This is a genomic window from Roseibium sp. MMSF_3247 (genome assembly GCF_030733765.1).
Lineage (GTDB): Bacteria > Pseudomonadota > Alphaproteobacteria > Rhizobiales > Stappiaceae > Roseibium.
Genome location: NZ_JASHII010000001.1, coordinates 541,542 through 557,112, shown reverse-complemented (window position 1 = coordinate 557,112; position 15,571 = coordinate 541,542). Strand labels below are relative to the sequence as shown.

At 57.3% G+C, this 15,571-nt stretch carries 14 protein-coding genes and 1 tRNA gene; 11 read left to right on the top strand and 4 right to left on the bottom strand.

All coding sequences use genetic code 11. The features are described from left to right. The first annotated feature begins 12 nt into the window (after nucleotides 1–12). The 3 genes from RBB44_RS02460 to RBB44_RS02450 are packed head-to-tail and all read left to right on the top strand — an operon-like array spanning nucleotide 13 to nucleotide 4,294. A complete protein-coding gene (locus RBB44_RS02460; RefSeq protein WP_306148269.1) occupies nucleotides 13–1,629 on the top strand; it encodes an MFS transporter in 1,617 nt (538 codons plus the stop codon). Nucleotides 1,630–1,640: 11 nt separating this feature from the next. Next, nucleotides 1,641–2,093: a (2Fe-2S)-binding protein gene (locus RBB44_RS02455; protein WP_306148268.1), complete on the top strand. Its 453-nt coding sequence runs from the start codon at nucleotides 1,641–1,643 to the stop codon at nucleotides 2,091–2,093. Nucleotides 2,094–2,095: 2 nt separating this feature from the next. After that, on the top strand, nucleotides 2,096–4,294 hold the full coding sequence (locus RBB44_RS02450) for a molybdopterin cofactor-binding domain-containing protein (RefSeq protein ID WP_306148267.1): 2,199 nt from the start codon (nucleotides 2,096–2,098) through the stop codon (nucleotides 4,292–4,294). A gap of 168 nt (nucleotides 4,295–4,462) precedes the next feature. Here the strand turns inward: RBB44_RS02450 and RBB44_RS02445 are convergent. The 4 genes from RBB44_RS02445 to RBB44_RS02430 all read right to left on the bottom strand — a co-directional run bounded on the left by RBB44_RS02445 (nucleotide 4,463) and on the right by RBB44_RS02430 (nucleotide 8,598). Next, nucleotides 4,463–4,539 (bottom strand) — tRNA-Arg (locus RBB44_RS02445). 264 nt (nucleotides 4,540–4,803) lie between these two features. Beyond that, on the bottom strand, nucleotides 4,804–6,285 hold the full coding sequence (locus RBB44_RS02440) for an ATP-binding protein (protein ID WP_306148266.1): 1,482 nt from the start codon (nucleotides 6,283–6,285) through the stop codon (nucleotides 4,804–4,806). A gap of 50 nt (nucleotides 6,286–6,335) precedes the next feature. Then, on the bottom strand, nucleotides 6,336–7,766 hold the full coding sequence (locus RBB44_RS02435) for an NAD(P)/FAD-dependent oxidoreductase (RefSeq protein WP_306148265.1): 1,431 nt from the start codon (nucleotides 7,764–7,766) through the stop codon (nucleotides 6,336–6,338). 43 nt (nucleotides 7,767–7,809) lie between these two features. Further along, a complete protein-coding gene (locus RBB44_RS02430; RefSeq protein ID WP_306148264.1) occupies nucleotides 7,810–8,598 on the bottom strand; it encodes a TVP38/TMEM64 family protein in 789 nt (262 codons plus the stop codon). Between the two features lie 363 nt (nucleotides 8,599–8,961). Between RBB44_RS02430 and rpmH the strand changes: the two genes are divergently transcribed. From rpmH to RBB44_RS02390, 8 genes are all read left to right on the top strand, one after another. Further along, nucleotides 8,962–9,096, top strand: coding sequence for a 50S ribosomal protein L34 (gene rpmH / locus RBB44_RS02425; RefSeq protein ID WP_081450549.1), 135 nt, complete (start codon nucleotides 8,962–8,964; stop codon nucleotides 9,094–9,096). Nucleotides 9,097–9,153: 57 nt separating this feature from the next. After that, entirely contained in the window at nucleotides 9,154–9,567 is a 414-nt protein-coding gene (gene rnpA, locus RBB44_RS02420; protein ID WP_306148263.1) for a ribonuclease P protein component, read from the top strand. Continuing rightward, entirely contained in the window at nucleotides 9,564–11,390 is a 1,827-nt protein-coding gene (gene yidC / locus RBB44_RS02415; RefSeq protein WP_306148262.1) for a membrane protein insertase YidC, read from the top strand. The genes rnpA and yidC overlap by 4 nt, the downstream gene beginning before the upstream one ends. A 190-nt stretch (nucleotides 11,391–11,580) precedes the next feature. Next, a complete protein-coding gene (locus RBB44_RS02410) occupies nucleotides 11,581–12,261 on the top strand; it encodes a CatB-related O-acetyltransferase (RefSeq protein ID WP_306148261.1) in 681 nt (226 codons plus the stop codon). A 10-nt stretch (nucleotides 12,262–12,271) separates the two neighbouring features. Continuing rightward, nucleotides 12,272–12,919 carry a ribosome biogenesis GTP-binding protein YihA/YsxC gene (gene yihA, locus RBB44_RS02405; protein WP_306148260.1) on the top strand — a complete coding sequence of 216 codons (648 nt, stop codon included), beginning with the start codon at nucleotides 12,272–12,274 and terminating at the stop codon, nucleotides 12,917–12,919. 105 nt (nucleotides 12,920–13,024) lie between these two features. Further along, nucleotides 13,025–13,912 (top strand): acetylglutamate kinase, encoded by an 888-nt coding sequence (argB, locus tag RBB44_RS02400; RefSeq protein WP_306148259.1) that lies wholly within the window; start codon nucleotides 13,025–13,027, stop codon nucleotides 13,910–13,912. Then, nucleotides 13,909–14,652: a pyrimidine 5'-nucleotidase gene (locus RBB44_RS02395; RefSeq protein WP_133948752.1), complete on the top strand. Its 744-nt coding sequence runs from the start codon at nucleotides 13,909–13,911 to the stop codon at nucleotides 14,650–14,652. Before argB ends, RBB44_RS02395 begins: the two co-directional genes overlap by 4 nt. A gap of 50 nt (nucleotides 14,653–14,702) precedes the next feature. Beyond that, the gene (locus RBB44_RS02390) at nucleotides 14,703–15,566 is read left to right on the top strand and encodes a LysR substrate-binding domain-containing protein (protein WP_306148258.1); all 864 of its coding nucleotides are present in this window, start codon (nucleotides 14,703–14,705) and stop codon (nucleotides 15,564–15,566) included. Nucleotides 15,567–15,571 lie beyond the last annotated feature (5 nt).

Here is a 15,571-nt window from a genome sequence, read left to right as displayed (position 1 = left end):
AGGCCGCTTGCCATGTCAACACTCACTGATGTCAAACCGGCCGTATCTGCATGGTCACCATTTGGGTATCGTGCTTTTGCGTTGCTCTGGGTCGCCACCTTGATCTCCAACATCGGCACCTGGATGCACGATGTCGGGGCAGGCTGGTTGATGACAACGCTGAATTCCAGCCCTGCAGTTGTCACGCTTGTGCAAGCGGCGACGACGCTGCCGTTTTTTCTGTTTGCTTTGCTGGCAGGTGCCTTGGCAGACCGGCTGGACAAACGGCGTATGCTGATCACGATCAACCTCGGGCTTTTCGGAGTAGTTTCCGTGCTTGCCTTGCTTGTGTGGCAAGAGCAGATGACGCCTGTTTTGTTGATTGTGTTCACCTTTGTGATCGGCACCGGCGCGGCCTTTATGGCACCGGCCTGGCAGGCTGTTGTACCGCAACTCATCCCGCGCGAGACACTCAAGCCAGCGATCGCACTTAACTCCATGGGCATCAACATCAGCCGGGCCATCGGGCCGGCGCTGGCCGGTATCCTGATCGCCGGGGTTGGTCTGGCGGCACCTTTCGCACTGAATGCGGCCACACATCTGGTGATCATCGCGGCCCTTGTTTTCTGGCGGCCCGAAGCGGCACCCAAACGAACCCATCACGGATCTATAATATCCGAAATGGCGACTGGCTTGCGTCACGTTCGGTACAACGGCCCGATGCTCGCAACTCTGGTCCGTGCGGTTGCCTTCTTTGTGTTCGCATCGGCGTATTGGTCCCTGTTGCCGCTCATTGCTCGGGGTGTGGCTGACGGGGGATCAGAGCTCTACGGAATGCTTATGGCCTTGATCGGTGCAGGAGCTGTCACCGGCGCGCTGGTTCTGCCGCGTCTGACGGGCAAACTGACATCGAATCAGACAGTCCAGCTCGGCACGCTCGGTACAGCGGCTGCCCTTGCAGTACTCGCATTGTCGGCAGAATCCTTCGCCCTGATGGCTGCGGCCTTCCTTGGTGGCCTTAGCTGGATTGCCGTACTCACCTCGTTCAACGTGTCTGCCCAATTGGCATTGCCCGACTGGGTCCGTGCCCGTGGTCTCGCCGTCTTCCTGATGGGGTTCTTCGGATCCATGGCCTTGGGGTCCATCCTGTGGGGACAGATTGCAACTGCGACTTCGGTGCCAATCACGTTGCTTATCGCGGCGACAGGGTTGATTGCCGGAATGATCCTGACGCGCAAGGTGGAGGTCGGACAGGCAGAATCCCTGGACCTGTCTTCCGCCAACGTCTGGCCGCAGGCTCCAGCCTTGGATCCCGGCAGTTCGGTGGATCAGCCTGCCATGGTCACGGTTGAATACCGGATCGCCGAAGCGGATCGCGCCGGTTTTACAGCCGCCCTTCAAAACTTTGCGAAAGAACGCCTGCGCAATGGAGCCACGCGATGGGATCTACACCAGAGCGTGGAGGACCCGGAGATTTGGATCGAAAGCTTCCATCTGCCGAGTTGGGCCGAGCACCTGGAACAACACGCCCGCGTAACGCGTCATGATGCTGACTTGCAGCAAAGCGTGCGCAATTTCGATATCCGCGAAAGCGGTCCCGTGGTCCGGCATTTTGTCGTGCCCCAGGCCGCAACACCGCAGCCAATCTAGGAGATTTTGGAATGACAAAGTTTATCCTGAACGGTCGTCCCGTTGAGTACACCAATCCGCCTGAAGAAATGCTGCTACTGATCCTGCGCGATACGGCAAATCTGAAAGGGACCAAATACGGCTGCGGCGCAGCGATGTGCGGTGCCTGTACTGTCCACGTCGACGGAGAAGCCATGTTCTCTTGTCAAATGTCGCTTGCCGATGTTGAGGGGGCTGAGGTCACCACGATCGAGGGTCTGTCCGAAGATGGATCGCATCCCCTCCAGAAGGCCTGGGTCGAAGAGCAGGTTCCCCAGTGCGGCTACTGCCAGTCCGGCCAGATCATGCGAGCGGCCGCCCTGCTTGCGGAAAACCCGCAGCCAAGCCGTGAGGAAATCGTCGACACGATGAGCGCGAACCTGTGCCGGTGCGGCACCTACAACCGCATCTTCAAAGCTGTTGAACGTGCTTCGAAGGAGGCTTGATCATGACCAAGGCGACAGAAGCTCTGAACATATCCCGCCGCGGCTTCGTGCAAATGGCCGCAGGCTTATCCTTTGCCATCGGCCTCGGCGGTGTTTCAGCGGTGCGTGCGGCCACCTCCACAGGAACGCCCCTGGATGTCAATCATTGGCTGACAATCCGGCCCGATGGCACGATTTCAATCGTTTTTCCGTCGACGGAAATGGGCCAAAGCAGCTATTCGACCCTGCCGCAAATCCTGGCAGAGGAACTGGATGCCAATTGGGATGATGTTGTTATCGAGCAGCTGAATGCCGATGATCGCCGGTTCGGCAACCCCCTGTTCGGCAATGTGCTTTATACGGCCGGCAGCACGGGCGTGCAGGCCTATTATGACCCGATGCGCCGCGCCGGTGCCCAAGCTCGCGATGTTCTTCTGCAGATCGCCGCGCGTGAGCTCGGCGTTTCAAAAGAAGAACTGCGCACGGAGCCAAGCGCCGTCATGGCGCCGGATGGCACCCGTCTCGGCTATGGCGAGCTGGCCGCCCGCGGTGCGGACGGCACCTCTGTCCCAGAAGCCGATGCGGTTACGCTCAAGGATCGATCTCAGTTCCGGATCATCGGGCACGATGTGCCGCGCCGAGACGTGGTGGCAAAGTCCACCGGCAAGGCGGTCTTTGCCATCGATGTGGATCTGCCGGGCATGGCATATGCCACGGTCTTACGGGCCCCGGTTGAGGGCGAGCGTCCCTTGACCATCAACGACACGCAAGCGCGTACCGTTCCGGGGGTTCTGGATGTCGTCGCGCTGCCGGATGGCGTGTCGGTCGTCGCAGAGAGCTTGTGGAGCGCCTTGGGCGCACGGTCCCTGCTTGAGGTGACCTGGAGCGAGGATGCACCAGCCCGTGCGTTCAACAGCGAGGAAACGCTCCGGCTCTATGCCGAAGCTGCAGAAGATCCCGAGGCCGAGCAGGCTGTATGGGCTGAAAAGGGGAATGCGCCAGCGGCCATTGCAGCTGCAAACCAGACCTATGGGCAGCTGTATCTCTCCGACTATGCCTATCATGCGCAGATCGAGCCGATGGCGGCCGTTGCGAGTGTCGATGCGGACGGTCAGGGCGCCGAAGTCTGGGCCGGGACCCAAACCCAGTCCTGGACAACCCGGACGGTGATGGACGTCCTGGGCATCGAGCAAGACAAGGTGCGGCTCAACATGATGACCATGGGCGGCAGCTTCGGCCGGCGGACTGCCTTCGCGCAAGACTATGTGCGCGACGCTGTGCTCAGCTCAAAGGCGGTTGGACGTCCGGTGAAAGTCATCTGGACCCGGGAAGACGATGTGAAGAACGGCACATTCCGTCCCGCGGCGGCCCAAAGGATTGAGGCAGGCCTGACAGCTGACGGTAAACTCGATGGCTGGCATCACAAGGTGGCAACGCCAACGGTGATCGGGTTTTTCAACCCGGTGCGCTGGGATGCGGTCAAGCCAAATGATGTGATCTCCATGCGCGGTGCGGAGAGCAAGTTCTACGGGATCAAGGATTTCCGGGCCGATCACATCATCACGCGGCGGCAGGCGCGTCTGGCACCTTACCGGGGGATCGGGGCAGCCTACACGAGCTTTGCCGCCGAAGCCTTCATGGATGAACTCGCAGAACAAGCGGGCCGCGATCCACTCGACTTCCGGATGGATCTTGTGACTGACAATGCGCGGGGCCGCCATCTTCTGGAAAAAGTCGCCGAGATGTCGAACTGGTCCAATCAGGATGGCCGTGCCCTCGGCCTGTCCTTTGCCGGCTACAGCTCTTCGATGGCCGCGGGTGTCGCCGAGATCGAAGTGGATCAATCCACGGGCGATATTGCCGTGAAACACTTCTGGGTTGCGGTCGACGCGGGTCTCATTGTCTCTCCGGACAACGCGCATAACCAGATCGAAGGCGGCATCATATTCGGCATCTCAATGGCGCTGCGCGAAAAAATCGACATCGAAAATGGCGAGGTCGTGCAGAACAACTATTGGGATTACGAAATTGCCCGGGCCAACCAGATCCCGCCGATTGAGATCTATATGGCCGAGGTTGATGCCCCGCCGGTTGGGGTGGGAGAAGTCGGCACGCCAATGGTGTCGGCCGCGATCGCCAACGCCTTCCACCGGGCAACCGGCCGACGCTTGCGGCACATGCCGTTCACGCCGGATCGTGTGCTGGAAACTATCAACGCATAGCTCAAGCTGGGCCTGAGTGTTGATGAACACATTTGCCGGGACTGTGCATCGTAGAAAGCGCGGTTCCGGCAAGCTCTGTTTGAGACAGCCCCACATGCAACGGCCAAGATATGCGTAGGGTCGAGACTTGCCGATATATGATCGTCTTTAACAATTTAGTTGGAGATATGGCGCACCGGGGAGGATTCGAACCCCCGACCCCCAGATTCGTAGTCTGGTGCTCTATCCAGCTGAGCTACCGGTGCTTAAGAACGAACCCTGTAAGATCATAAGGCGATCTGCTTGATGGCTGTTCGGTCTGCGGGGCGCTGTGTGCCCCGGACAGGGCGCTTATCTACTGCGGACTGGCGGGGGATGCAAGCGACTTTTTGAACTTTTTTTGAAAGTCCCGCCAAGTTGTCTCTTCGCCCGCTGTTTTCCGGGAAACCGGGCTCCAACTCTGCACAAGTACTGCTTGAACGCTGCGCTTTGTGTTGGCTCATGCCGGTTGTCGAACAGTTTGGCCGCGCTCAAGCTGCCCTGTCAGGCAATTGTATCTTGAAACACGTTCCAGGCTGATCACAGTCCAGTTCGATTGCGCCGCCATGAGCCCTGAGCAGCTCGGCAACGATAGCAAGTCCCAGGCCGACACCGCCTGCTTTCGCGCCGCTGTGAAACGCCTTGAAGAGGCCTTTCTGCGTCTTTTCTGGAATACCCGGACCCGTGTCGTGGACTTCAATATGAACACAATTCGCCCGTCGCTCAGCTGAAAGACTGATGCGCCGAACCAGCGTCCCGTCCCGTTCCGCTTCAAGCGCCTGCACCGCATTGCGGGTCAGATTCAAAAGGACACGAAAGATCTGTTCGGGATCCGCATCGACCTCAAGTGTTTCGCCAATCCGGTTTTCGAACTGAATGGTGTCATGGTCGACGAGCCCCAGGACATCAGCAACATCCTCCCCCACCCGGCGGAGTGCGATGAGTCTCCTTTGCGGGGCGCGTTCCTGGGCCTTGCCATAGGCCATGACCGCCTGCGTGTACCCGACCGCCCGATCGAGTGTTGCCAGGATCTTTGGTGCCAACCTGTTGACCGTGGGGTCAGGCACATGTTCCAGCCGCTCCAAAAAAAGCTGCGCGGATGCCAGCAGATTGCGCAAATCGTGGTTGATCTTGGAAACGGCCAATCCAAGATCGGCCAAACGCTGCTTTTGGTGCAAGGCGCGCGAGAGCGCCTCTTCCATTGCTGCCAGACGGACTTCCGCATCGCCAAGCTCATCGCGACGCCCGGACACTTTTATAATTCGGGATCCATCTTCCGGGTTTTCGGCAAACTGTTCCATGGAGCGAGTCAGCCGGCGCAACGGGCGGATGAAAATCGCGCGCAGAGTGATATACACCAACGCGGCGGTTATCCCGGAGATCACCAGAGACAGCGCCAGAATCCGGCCAGAAAACGCCAGCATGTCCTGTTGAAGAAGCGCAACCGGAAAGACAACGTCAACACGTTCGGTATGGCCCATCTGACCTGCTGCGACAGCCCGCATTACACCGTCCCCGCGGTAGGTCAGAATTGCAAAGCTTCCGAGGATCGAGGTCAACGGCGTGACTTCCGCCATGTCCACCACGAAATCGACCTGCGTCGGCACATTGCTCATCGCGATCAACCGGCGCTGCGCGCCTTGATCCAGCGCGATGGCCACAGCGCCAGTTGTTCTCAGAAGCTCTTCCTGCAATCGCGGCGCAAGCGTGTTGGTTTCAGCAAGGACCGATGCGGCAACACCTGCCGTTGTCAGCCGGTCCATCAACCACGTGTTTCTGAAATTCGCGATGGAGGGCACATAAATGAGCACCTCCGCAATCATGACGAACATAATGGTCAAAAGAAGAAGTTTGCTCGACAGGCCGCCAAAACGATGCCGGCCGAACCCCGGATCAAGCTCCGGACGTCCATCCGGCCCCAATCCGCTTGCATCGGGTGTTGCAGTCCCCTGTGGGGTGCCCTCATGCTTCATGACAGCTCCGTCCAACGATCACGGCAAGAGCCCATTCAGCCCAATACATCTTATCCAAACTTGCGCAAGATACCGATTCCAAAACGTAACCAACCACTTTTCGGCATGTCAGCATAGTATGAAATTGCAGCACGGCGCACCAGCTCGCCTAATGTTGGGTATGGAGCAATGAAGCCTGCGAGGTCTTTCATCTTCAGTTTCTTCGACAACGCCAGTGACAACAGGTTGATGATTTCACCAGCCTGCGCCCCCACAATCTGCGCGCCGAGAAGCCTACCGCCGGGGCCCGCAATCAATTTCAGGCGCCCTGTTGTTGCCCCCTCAGCCTGAGCTCGGTCGTTGCCTGAATAGTCTGCCGTCAAAACGTTGACCTTTTCGCCGAACCGATCGCGTGCCACGGCTTCGCTGAGGCCGACATGCCCCAGTTCCGGCGATGTGTATGTCACCCAAGGCACCTGATCGTTGTCCATGGAAACCGGCAGCCGGAACAAAATGGAACGGATCACCAGCCCGGCCTGATACCCGGCAACATGGGTAAATTGGAGTCCTCCGGCGATATCGCCGATTGCATAAATTTTGCGGTTGGAAGTCCGAAGACCCTTGTCGACCGTGATACCTTTTTTTGAGAAATCGACGCCCGCCGCCTCCAGCCCCAAGCTGTCCACATTGGGTGCACGGCCCGTCGCAACCAGCAAATGACTGACCGTTTGAGTAACAGTATCTCCGGCTTCGTTCCGCGCTGTCACGGTGATCCCGTCACCCGTTTTTTCAACCCTCTCGACGGCTGTTTTCTGGAGAATTTCGATCCCCTCGTCCTTTAAGGCCTGCAGAACGATTCCCGCCAATTCCGGATCGTCTTTACCGAGCGCCGTCTGAGCTTCAAACACCGTCACCTTCGCCCCAAGACGGCGATGCGCCTGTGCCATTTCCAAGCCAATCGGGCCACCACCAATAATGCCGAGGTGCTCCGGTGTATCTCGTAGATCAAACAGGGTTTCATTGATCAGATACGGCACTTCATCCAACCCGGGGATCGGAGGAACGAGAGCGGAAGACCCAGCCGCGATGACAAAGCGCCGCGCCTTGATCTCGTGGTCACCGGCTAAAACACACTCCGGGCTGGTGAATTGCCCATGCTCCCGCAACACGGTGACACCAAGACCTTCAAAGCGCTCTTGAGAATCATGCGGCTCGATTGCCGCAATTACGTTTCGGACGTGATCATTTGCTTCAGAAAAGCTGATATCAGCTGCAGTGGCGTGAATGCCAAACGCCGCGCCTCCCTGCGCATGTTTTGCCGCTTTGCCTGCCGCCAGAAGAGCCTTTGATGGAACGCACCCGTAATTCAGGCAATCTCCGCCCATCTTACCCTTTTCGATCAGAACCACATCCACGCCGAATGCGGCGGCAGCGGCGGCGACCGACAGGCCACCCGATCCTGCACCAATCACGCAAATGTCTGGGGTCAGCAGTTTCGCCATGCACGGCTCCTGTCATGTTGGTTCGGTAAGGGCAGGATTTCTGTTATTTGCTGGAACGCAAACGCTTCAAGACGACGGGGATAAGGCTTGCAATACCAAGGGCAAAAAACGCTGCGATCAACTGCGGTGTGACAAGTGCCGAGATTTCGACCGAGCAAGTGCCCGCAGACGCACAGCCTGGATTTGCCGCTTCCTGGGCCGCAATAACGCTGTCGAGACCGGACCCGATGAAAGCAAAAGCGAATGTCCCGGGAATGATGCCGACAAATGTGGCAAGCGCATAGGACGGTAAAGGCATCTGAAAAACAGCAGGTGCAATGTTCACCAGCCAGAACGGAAAAATCGGCGTCAGGCGGAGGAAAAGGAGATAGTTGAAGGCGTCTTCCCGGAACCCTTCGGACAACCGGGTCAGGAAGGGACCTGCCCGTTTCGTCAGCACATCCCCGATTGAGGAACGAGCAATCAGGAACACTGCTGTTGCGCCCAATGTCGCGCCAAAAACAGTTGCCAGGCCGCCGATCACCCAGCCGAACAGAAAGCCGCCAGCGATCGTGAAAAGCGAGGCACCCGGGAACGACAGGGCGACAGTAGCGGCATAAAGAGCGATATAGCTCAGGACGGCCACTGCAAGATTGGCATCAACGAAGGTGATAAGCTGCTGCCGCTCCATGATCAGCGTCGAAAGCGTGAGATGTTTGTGCAGGCCTTGTGAAAACGCGAGTGCCATAAGGGACAACAAGACAACAAGTGGAGCCCACTTTTTCGCAAGCGCTGTCAACGAGCGTCCGGCCACCGAATCCTCTTTTTTATCGTTTTCGTCGGATGCGTTCATTGCCTCCGCCTCATTGCCGCGCATTGGCCAATCACTCCATTATCCCTATTTCCGCCGCTTTTGATCGGTATGTGTGCCGATGTCTTAAGTCAGGTGTACCTTAAACGGGGTAAAAAGAAGTTGGTTTCACTGATAAGTGAGGCTGGCAGTGTTTTCGGTCACCTGTGTGTGATTGCCTGAGAAAGCGAGAATCTCGGCGACACAAGTTGACTCCAAACACCATGACGCTTATAAGCGCGCTCGATCGGGACATGCATTCGGACCCAAGGCTTTTTAGGAGCTGCGCTGGCTGAGCGCTTCGAGTGCTTCCTCCAAAGAATTTAAATGAACAAGGGCCGCGCTTAAGCCGCGCGGGGAAGAACAATGAAGCGTACGTATCAACCGAGCCGTCTTGTCCGCAAGCGTCGCCACGGCTTCCGCGCACGTATGGCCACCAAAAGCGGCCGTCAGGTGCTTGCTCGCCGTCGTGCGAAGGGCCGTAAGAGCCTCAGCGCCTAAGCGGCAACTGCTTGCAGCGCCGGATTGGCGGCGCATGCCAACAGCCAATCCGCAGCCATGAACATACTCAAAAAGCGCTCCGATTTCCTTGCGGTTGCCAAAGGCGGCCGTGTAGGTCGGCGCGCTTTTGTTGTTCAGGGCTTGCAACACAGCTCCGAGGCTGCGCCGCGGATTGGCTACACAGTCACAAAAAAAACCGGCAATTCCGTTGTCCGAAGCCGTATCAAGCGGCGCTTGCGTGCAGCAGTTGCTGAGCTTTCACCAGCCGAAATTCCCAAAAATGCAGATTTTGTGCTGGTAGCGCGTGATTCTGCGCTGACTCTTCCCTTCCCAAATCTGGTTGCAGACCTTAAGTCTGGGCTACACCAGGTGCTGGATCCGGCGACACCGCGTGGGCGCGGCAAGCCACGCAAGGGCAACCGGCAGAAACAGATGCATCACCGTACAGGTAACAGGGGTAAATCCAGTTGATTTCTGAAAACCGCAATACGATTCTCGCAATCGTTCTGTCCCTGATCGTTCTGCTGGCGTGGCAGTATTTTTATGCCGGTCCGCAATTGGAGCGCCAACAGGCGGCACTTCAGGCCCAACAGGAAGCAGAGACTGCTCAACAGGCTACTCCAGGTGGGGTAAACCCTGACGCACCAACCCCATCTGTTGCCGGCTCAGGCGCGACTGTCGCACCATCTGCTACGGGCCTGCAGGGTTTTGCCTCACGCGACCAAGCTATTTCTGCGACACAACGTGTGGTCATCGACACACCGCGTCTGGAAGGATCCATCAACCTGACAGGCGGCCGACTCGATGACTTGCGGCTCAAGGACTACCACGAGACTGTCGACCGGAGCAGCCCGACCATCGTGCTGTTCTCCCCAACCGGTAGTCCGAACCCGTACTACAGCGATTATGGCTGGGTTGCTGATGCAGGTGCCAACATTACCCTGCCGGGACCGGATACTGTTTGGTCCGTCAACGGTTCGTCGAACCTCACGCCATCTACACCTTTGACCCTGTCCTGGGACAATGGTGAAGGCCTTGTGTTTAACCGCACGTTCTCAGTGGACGAGAACTACATGTTCGACGTCACACAATCGGTGACAAACAACTCTGGCGATGCGGTTACGCTTTACCCATATGGCTTGATCGCGCGCAAAGGCATCCCTGAAACGACCGGTATCTGGATCCTTCACGAAGGTCTGCTTGGCGTCTTTGGCGAAGAAGGCCTCGTGGAAGTCGACTATTCCGATTTGGAAGAAGATGGTCCGGTACGCCCGGCAGCAGTCGATCGCGGATGGCTTGGCATCACCGATAAATACTGGGCTGCGACCCTCATCCCGACACCTGGCCAGGAATTCCAACCCGGCTTCAGCTACGGCGCGCAGAGCGGTAACTTTCAGGCCGATTATCTCGGCAATGCGGTTGTCGTCCCTGCCGGTGGTGTCGGTGAAACCAGCTCGTACCTTTTTGCCGGGGCCAAAGAGACCAATCTCCTCGACGCTTATGAGGCGTCCCTCAGCATCGAGCGCTTTGAGCTGCTGATCGACTGGGGTTGGTTCTACTTCCTGACCAAGCCGATGTTCTACGCCATCGATTTCCTGTTCCATTACTTCGGAAACTTTGGCGTCGCGATCCTCCTCGTCACCGTCATCATCAAACTGTTCTTCTTCCCGCTGGCAAACAAATCCTATGTCAGCATGAGTAAGATGAAACTGGTGCAGCCTCAGATGACGGAGATCCGCGAAAAGTATGCGGATGACCGACAGAAGCAGCAGCAAGCGCTGATGGAGCTGTACAAGAAGGAAAAGATCAACCCGCTGGCCGGCTGTTTGCCGATCCTGATCCAGATCCCGGTATTCTTTGCACTCTACAAGGTGCTCTTCGTCACCATCGAGATGCGCCACGCGCCGTTCTTCGGCTGGATCCAGGATCTCAGTGCCCCGGATCCGACATCCTTGTTCAATCTGTTCGGTTTGATTCCGTGGGATCCGCCGCAGCTTTTGATGCTTGGGGTCTGGCCGCTGATCATGGGCATCACGATGTTTGTCCAAATGAAGATGAACCCGGCTCCGCCAGATCCGACGCAGCAGATGATCTTCACATGGATGCCTGTGGTCTTCACCTTCATGCTGGCATCGTTCCCGGCAGGCCTTGTCATCTACTGGGCGTGGAACAACTCGCTCTCGATTGCGCAGCAGTGGGTGATTATGAGCCGCCAGGGCGTCAAGGTAGAGCTTTGGGACAATCTTGGCTCCATGTTCAAACGAAAGAAACCGGCAGCAGACGACAAGAGCTGACAAACCCGGAAAATAAAGATATAGACCAAGGGCCTCGCCAACCGGCGGGGCCTTTTAAGTGTCAGGAGTGTCCAGTCAATGAACCACTAAGACAAAGACCAGTTCCGCAAGGCGAAGCCGCTGACCGGTTGGTCGACCGCGTTGTCAATGACGCGCCCAACTTCCCTTGTTTCTTTGTTTTGGAGGTCCCATGCACGGCCCAGCCCCTTATAACACGCACCCATTCAACGGTGAGCCGCACACGGTTTTTCTTAAGAATGTCATTACCCGACCCAACATCGAGGTCGGCGACTACACCTATTATCACGACGACAAACACGCGGCGGAGTTTGAAAACCACAACGTGCGTTATCACTTCGACTTCGTCGGCGACAAACTCAAGATCGGGCGGTTTTGTGCACTCGCCTCCGGCACAATCTTCATCATGAATGGCGCAAACCACGCCTTGACCGGCTTTTCGACCTACCCGTTCAATATCTTCGGCAACGGTTGGGAAGAAGGCTTCAATCCAGCGACGATCTTTGATCATTTGCGCGGGGACACGCTTGTGCAGCATGACGTCTGGTTTGGCACCAACTCCGTTGTCATGCCGGGTGTAACCATTTGCTCTGGCGCAATCATCGGTGCACATGCTGTCGTTGCGTCGGACATCCCTCCTTTTGCGATCGCTGTCGGCAATCCGGCCCGGGTCATCAAGATGCGCTTTGACGAGCGAACGATCGACCGTCTCCTGGATATTGCATGGTGGGATTGGCCGGTAGAGAAAATCTCCCGGAACCTTTCGGCAATCAGAGCATCGGATATCGAAGCGTTGGAAACTGCAGCCCTGGAACCTGCGAACATGCTCGACGCAACTGCACAGGCAGGTTAGAAGGCAACTCATGAGTGACAATGAAACCTATACCGAGGAAGATCTGGAAGCCGGGCGGCTGATGTTTGCCCGGCCATGGGATTTTCTGACCAGCGTGACCGATATGGCAAATTTGCCGCCTGCCGCCGGCACCGAAATCGCCTTTGCTGGACGGTCAAATGTCGGCAAATCCAGCCTGATCAATGCGCTAACTGGGCGAAAAGGGCTTGCCCGGACGTCGTCCACCCCGGGCCGGACACAGATGCTGAACTTCTTTGTCGCGCCGGAGACACCGCTCACGATCGTCGACATGCCCGGCTACGGATATGCACAGGCCCCGAAGGAACTGGTCGAGGCCTGGACAAATCTCGTGTTCTCCTATCTTCGCGGCCGCCCGAACCTTCGGCGCGTAATCCTGTTGATTGACAGCCGTCACGGGATCAAGAAGAACGATCTTGAGGCGATGGAGCTGCTTGATAAAGCTGCGGTTGTCTACCAGGTCGTGTTGACCAAGGCCGACAAAATCAAGCCACCTGCCCTGGTGCGCCTGGTCGATGAAACCAAGGCTGCACTGGCAAAACGGGTGGCAGCCCATCCTGAGATTATCGCAACGTCCTCGGAGAAAAACCGGGGAGTAGATGAGCTCCGGGCAGAACTTTGTAACCTCGCCACTCAATAGACCTCCGGGGCATCATTGATTGTGAGATCTCGCCAAACCCGGTATAGCAAAGCTCTTTCGCTTTCATGGACTTCTGCCGAATAAACTGAAGAGTATCGTTTCTTTATGACCGCACCTGAGACTTCGAGCCGCGCGCACATTATCTCTCAAGCTCTGCCTTACATGCAGCGCTATGACGACAAGACTGTTGTCGTGAAGTATGGCGGGCATGCCATGGGCGACACGGATCTCGGTCAGGCATTTGCCCGGGACATAACCTTGTTGCGCCAAAGCGGTGTCAATCCTGTGGTGGTTCACGGCGGTGGTCCGCAAATCGGCAAGATGCTCGAACGGCTGAACATCGTCAGTGAGTTCAAGGGCGGACTGCGGGTCACGGACAAGGCAACGGTTGAGGTTGTCGAGATGGTCCTTGCCGGTGCGATCAACAAGGAGATCGTGCAGCTGATCAACGCCGAGGGCGGCCGTGCGGTCGGTCTGTGCGGCAAGGACGGTAATCTGATCCAGGCGCGCAAGCTGAAGCGCACTGTGGTCGATCCGAACAGCAATATTGAGAGCGTTCTGGATCTCGGGTTTGTCGGAGAACCGGCAGAAGTTGATCCAACGGTCCTCAAACTCGTGCTCAAGGAAGACATCATTCCTGTTGTTGCACCGGTTGCTCCGGGAGATGACGGCGAAACTTACAACATCAACGCGGACACCTGCGCCGGTGCGATTGCCGGTTCCCTGAATGCCGAACGCTTGTTGTTCCTGACCGACGTGCCGGGTGTCCTCGACAAGGATGGTCAACTGATCAAACAGCTGACCGTTGCCAAGGCACGTGAACTAATGGCGGACGGGACCATCTCCGGCGGCATGATCCCAAAGGTTGAGACTTGCATAGACGCGCTGGAACGCGGTGTCGAAGGCGTGGTAATCCTGAATGGCAAGGTTCCACATGCAGTTCTTTTGGAGCTCTTCACCGATGGCGGCGCCGGGACGCTGATACGCCCGTGACCGACAACTCCTCTCTTCCGACCGAAGGCCGGCATGCGCACCGGCAAGACCTGCGCGTATTCCAAGGCGTTGAAGCGTGGGTCTTCGATCTCGACAACACACTGTATCCGCATGAGTCAGACCTCTTTCCGCAGATCAATGACCAGATCTCCAAGTATGTGCAGAAAATTCTGGATCTTGGGCGGGACGAAGCCATGGTGCACCAGAAGGCGCTGTACCATGAATACGGCACCACGTTGCGCGGGCTGATGACCACCCACAACATCGACCCGGACGACTACCTCGCCTTCGTCCATGACATCGACTATTCGAACCTCGCGCCCGATCCCGATTTGGGCACCGCGATCGAGGCATTGCCGGGCAAAAAATTCATCTTCACGAACGGTGATCGTCCACATGCCGAACGCACTGCGGAAGCACTCGGCATTTCGAACCATTTTGAAGACATTTTCGATATCGTATCCGCAGAGCTGATCCCAAAGCCCAACCGCGAGACATATGAGATGTTCCTGTCACGGACAGGCGTTGCTCCGGCACGCGCTGCCATGTTCGAGGACCTCGCCAAGAATCTCTCTGTTCCGCACCATCTCGGCATGCGCACTACGCTGATTGTTCCGAGAGGATCTCGTGAAGTCTTGCAGGAAAACCTGGATCTGGAAGCAGATCCCTACCCGCATGTTGATTTTGTGACCGAGGATCTGGCGGGATTTTTGAAAGCCGTCAAAGGATCGCTGGCTTAAGACGCGCGTATCTCTTAGATTGAGAAAAACTCAATCTGGCTCGATCACCTATGGCGTCTCTTCGCGCACTTAACGCTTTTGCCCTGCTTGCCCGTCACGGACGGGCAGCACTGGCGGCTGAAAAACTGGGCGTGTCCCCCTCCGCCTTGTCACATCTGATGCGCAAGCTGGAAAGCGAACTCGGCGCGACACTGGTCAACCGGGATGGCCGCGGTTTGACCTTGACCGAGGAAGGTCAACGGCTCGCACTCAGTCTCGGCGATGCGTTTGATAGAATTGATGAAGCTGTCGACAGCTTCAAGCGGCGTGGCCGCACGGAGTTGCGCATCAGCACCGTGTCAACCTTCGCCACACGGTGGTTGATCCCTCGCCTTCCACAATTTCAATCCAACCAGCCGGATGTTGAACTGCTGCTGTCGACATCCACGCGTATGGTTGATCTGGATCGCGAGAATTATGACTGCGCTATTCGCCTTGGGACGGGCAACTGGCCAAGCGTCGAAAGCCATCTTCTTTGGAAGGAGCATTTGGCTGTCGCCATGGCGCCTGGGCTGTTGGCTGGCAAGAACCCTAAGGACCCATCCGTCCTGACCGGACTGCCCCTGCTACACAGCGCATCCCGCCGTAATGACTGGAGCCAGTGGCTAAACGCGGCTGGCTTAGATCATCCAGATACGAAATCAGGAACCCTGCTGCAGAGCCGGGACCTTGCTATCCAGGCAGCCATTGCCGGTATGGGCGCAATTGCGATTGACCGGCGGTTTGTCTCACAGGAACTGGACGCTGGCCATCTCATTTGCCCGGACTGGACCGTATTGGAGCTAGAGACAGGATACTGGTTTGTCCGCTCCCCGGCACGGACCCTAAGTCGCCCTGTCTCAGCCTTTCGGGACTGGCTCCAGGACGCTGCGTAATCCGC

What these genes read in the sequence shown, in the direction of transcription:
- RBB44_RS02460 (WP_306148269.1), top strand. Translation starts at nt 13, where the DNA reads ATGTCAACACTCACTGATGTCAAACCGGCCGTATCTGCATGGTCACCA.
- RBB44_RS02455 (WP_306148268.1), top strand. Translation starts at nt 1,641, where the DNA reads ATGACAAAGTTTATCCTGAACGGTCGTCCCGTTGAGTACACCAATCCG.
- RBB44_RS02450 (WP_306148267.1), top strand. Translation starts at nt 2,096, where the DNA reads ATGACCAAGGCGACAGAAGCTCTGAACATATCCCGCCGCGGCTTCGTG.
- RBB44_RS02440 (WP_306148266.1), bottom strand. Translation starts at nt 6,285, where the DNA reads ATGAAGCATGAGGGCACCCCACAGGGGACTGCAACACCCGATGCAAGC.
- RBB44_RS02435 (WP_306148265.1), bottom strand. Translation starts at nt 7,766, where the DNA reads ATGGCGAAACTGCTGACCCCAGACATTTGCGTGATTGGTGCAGGATCG.
- RBB44_RS02430 (WP_306148264.1), bottom strand. Translation starts at nt 8,598, where the DNA reads ATGAACGCATCCGACGAAAACGATAAAAAAGAGGATTCGGTGGCCGGA.
- rpmH (WP_081450549.1), top strand. Translation starts at nt 8,962, where the DNA reads ATGAAGCGTACGTATCAACCGAGCCGTCTTGTCCGCAAGCGTCGCCAC.
- rnpA (WP_306148263.1), top strand. Translation starts at nt 9,154, where the DNA reads ATGAACATACTCAAAAAGCGCTCCGATTTCCTTGCGGTTGCCAAAGGC.
- RBB44_RS02410 (WP_306148261.1), top strand. Translation starts at nt 11,581, where the DNA reads ATGCACGGCCCAGCCCCTTATAACACGCACCCATTCAACGGTGAGCCG.
- yihA (WP_306148260.1), top strand. Translation starts at nt 12,272, where the DNA reads ATGAGTGACAATGAAACCTATACCGAGGAAGATCTGGAAGCCGGGCGG.
- argB (WP_306148259.1), top strand. Translation starts at nt 13,025, where the DNA reads ATGACCGCACCTGAGACTTCGAGCCGCGCGCACATTATCTCTCAAGCT.
- RBB44_RS02390 (WP_306148258.1), top strand. Translation starts at nt 14,703, where the DNA reads ATGGCGTCTCTTCGCGCACTTAACGCTTTTGCCCTGCTTGCCCGTCAC.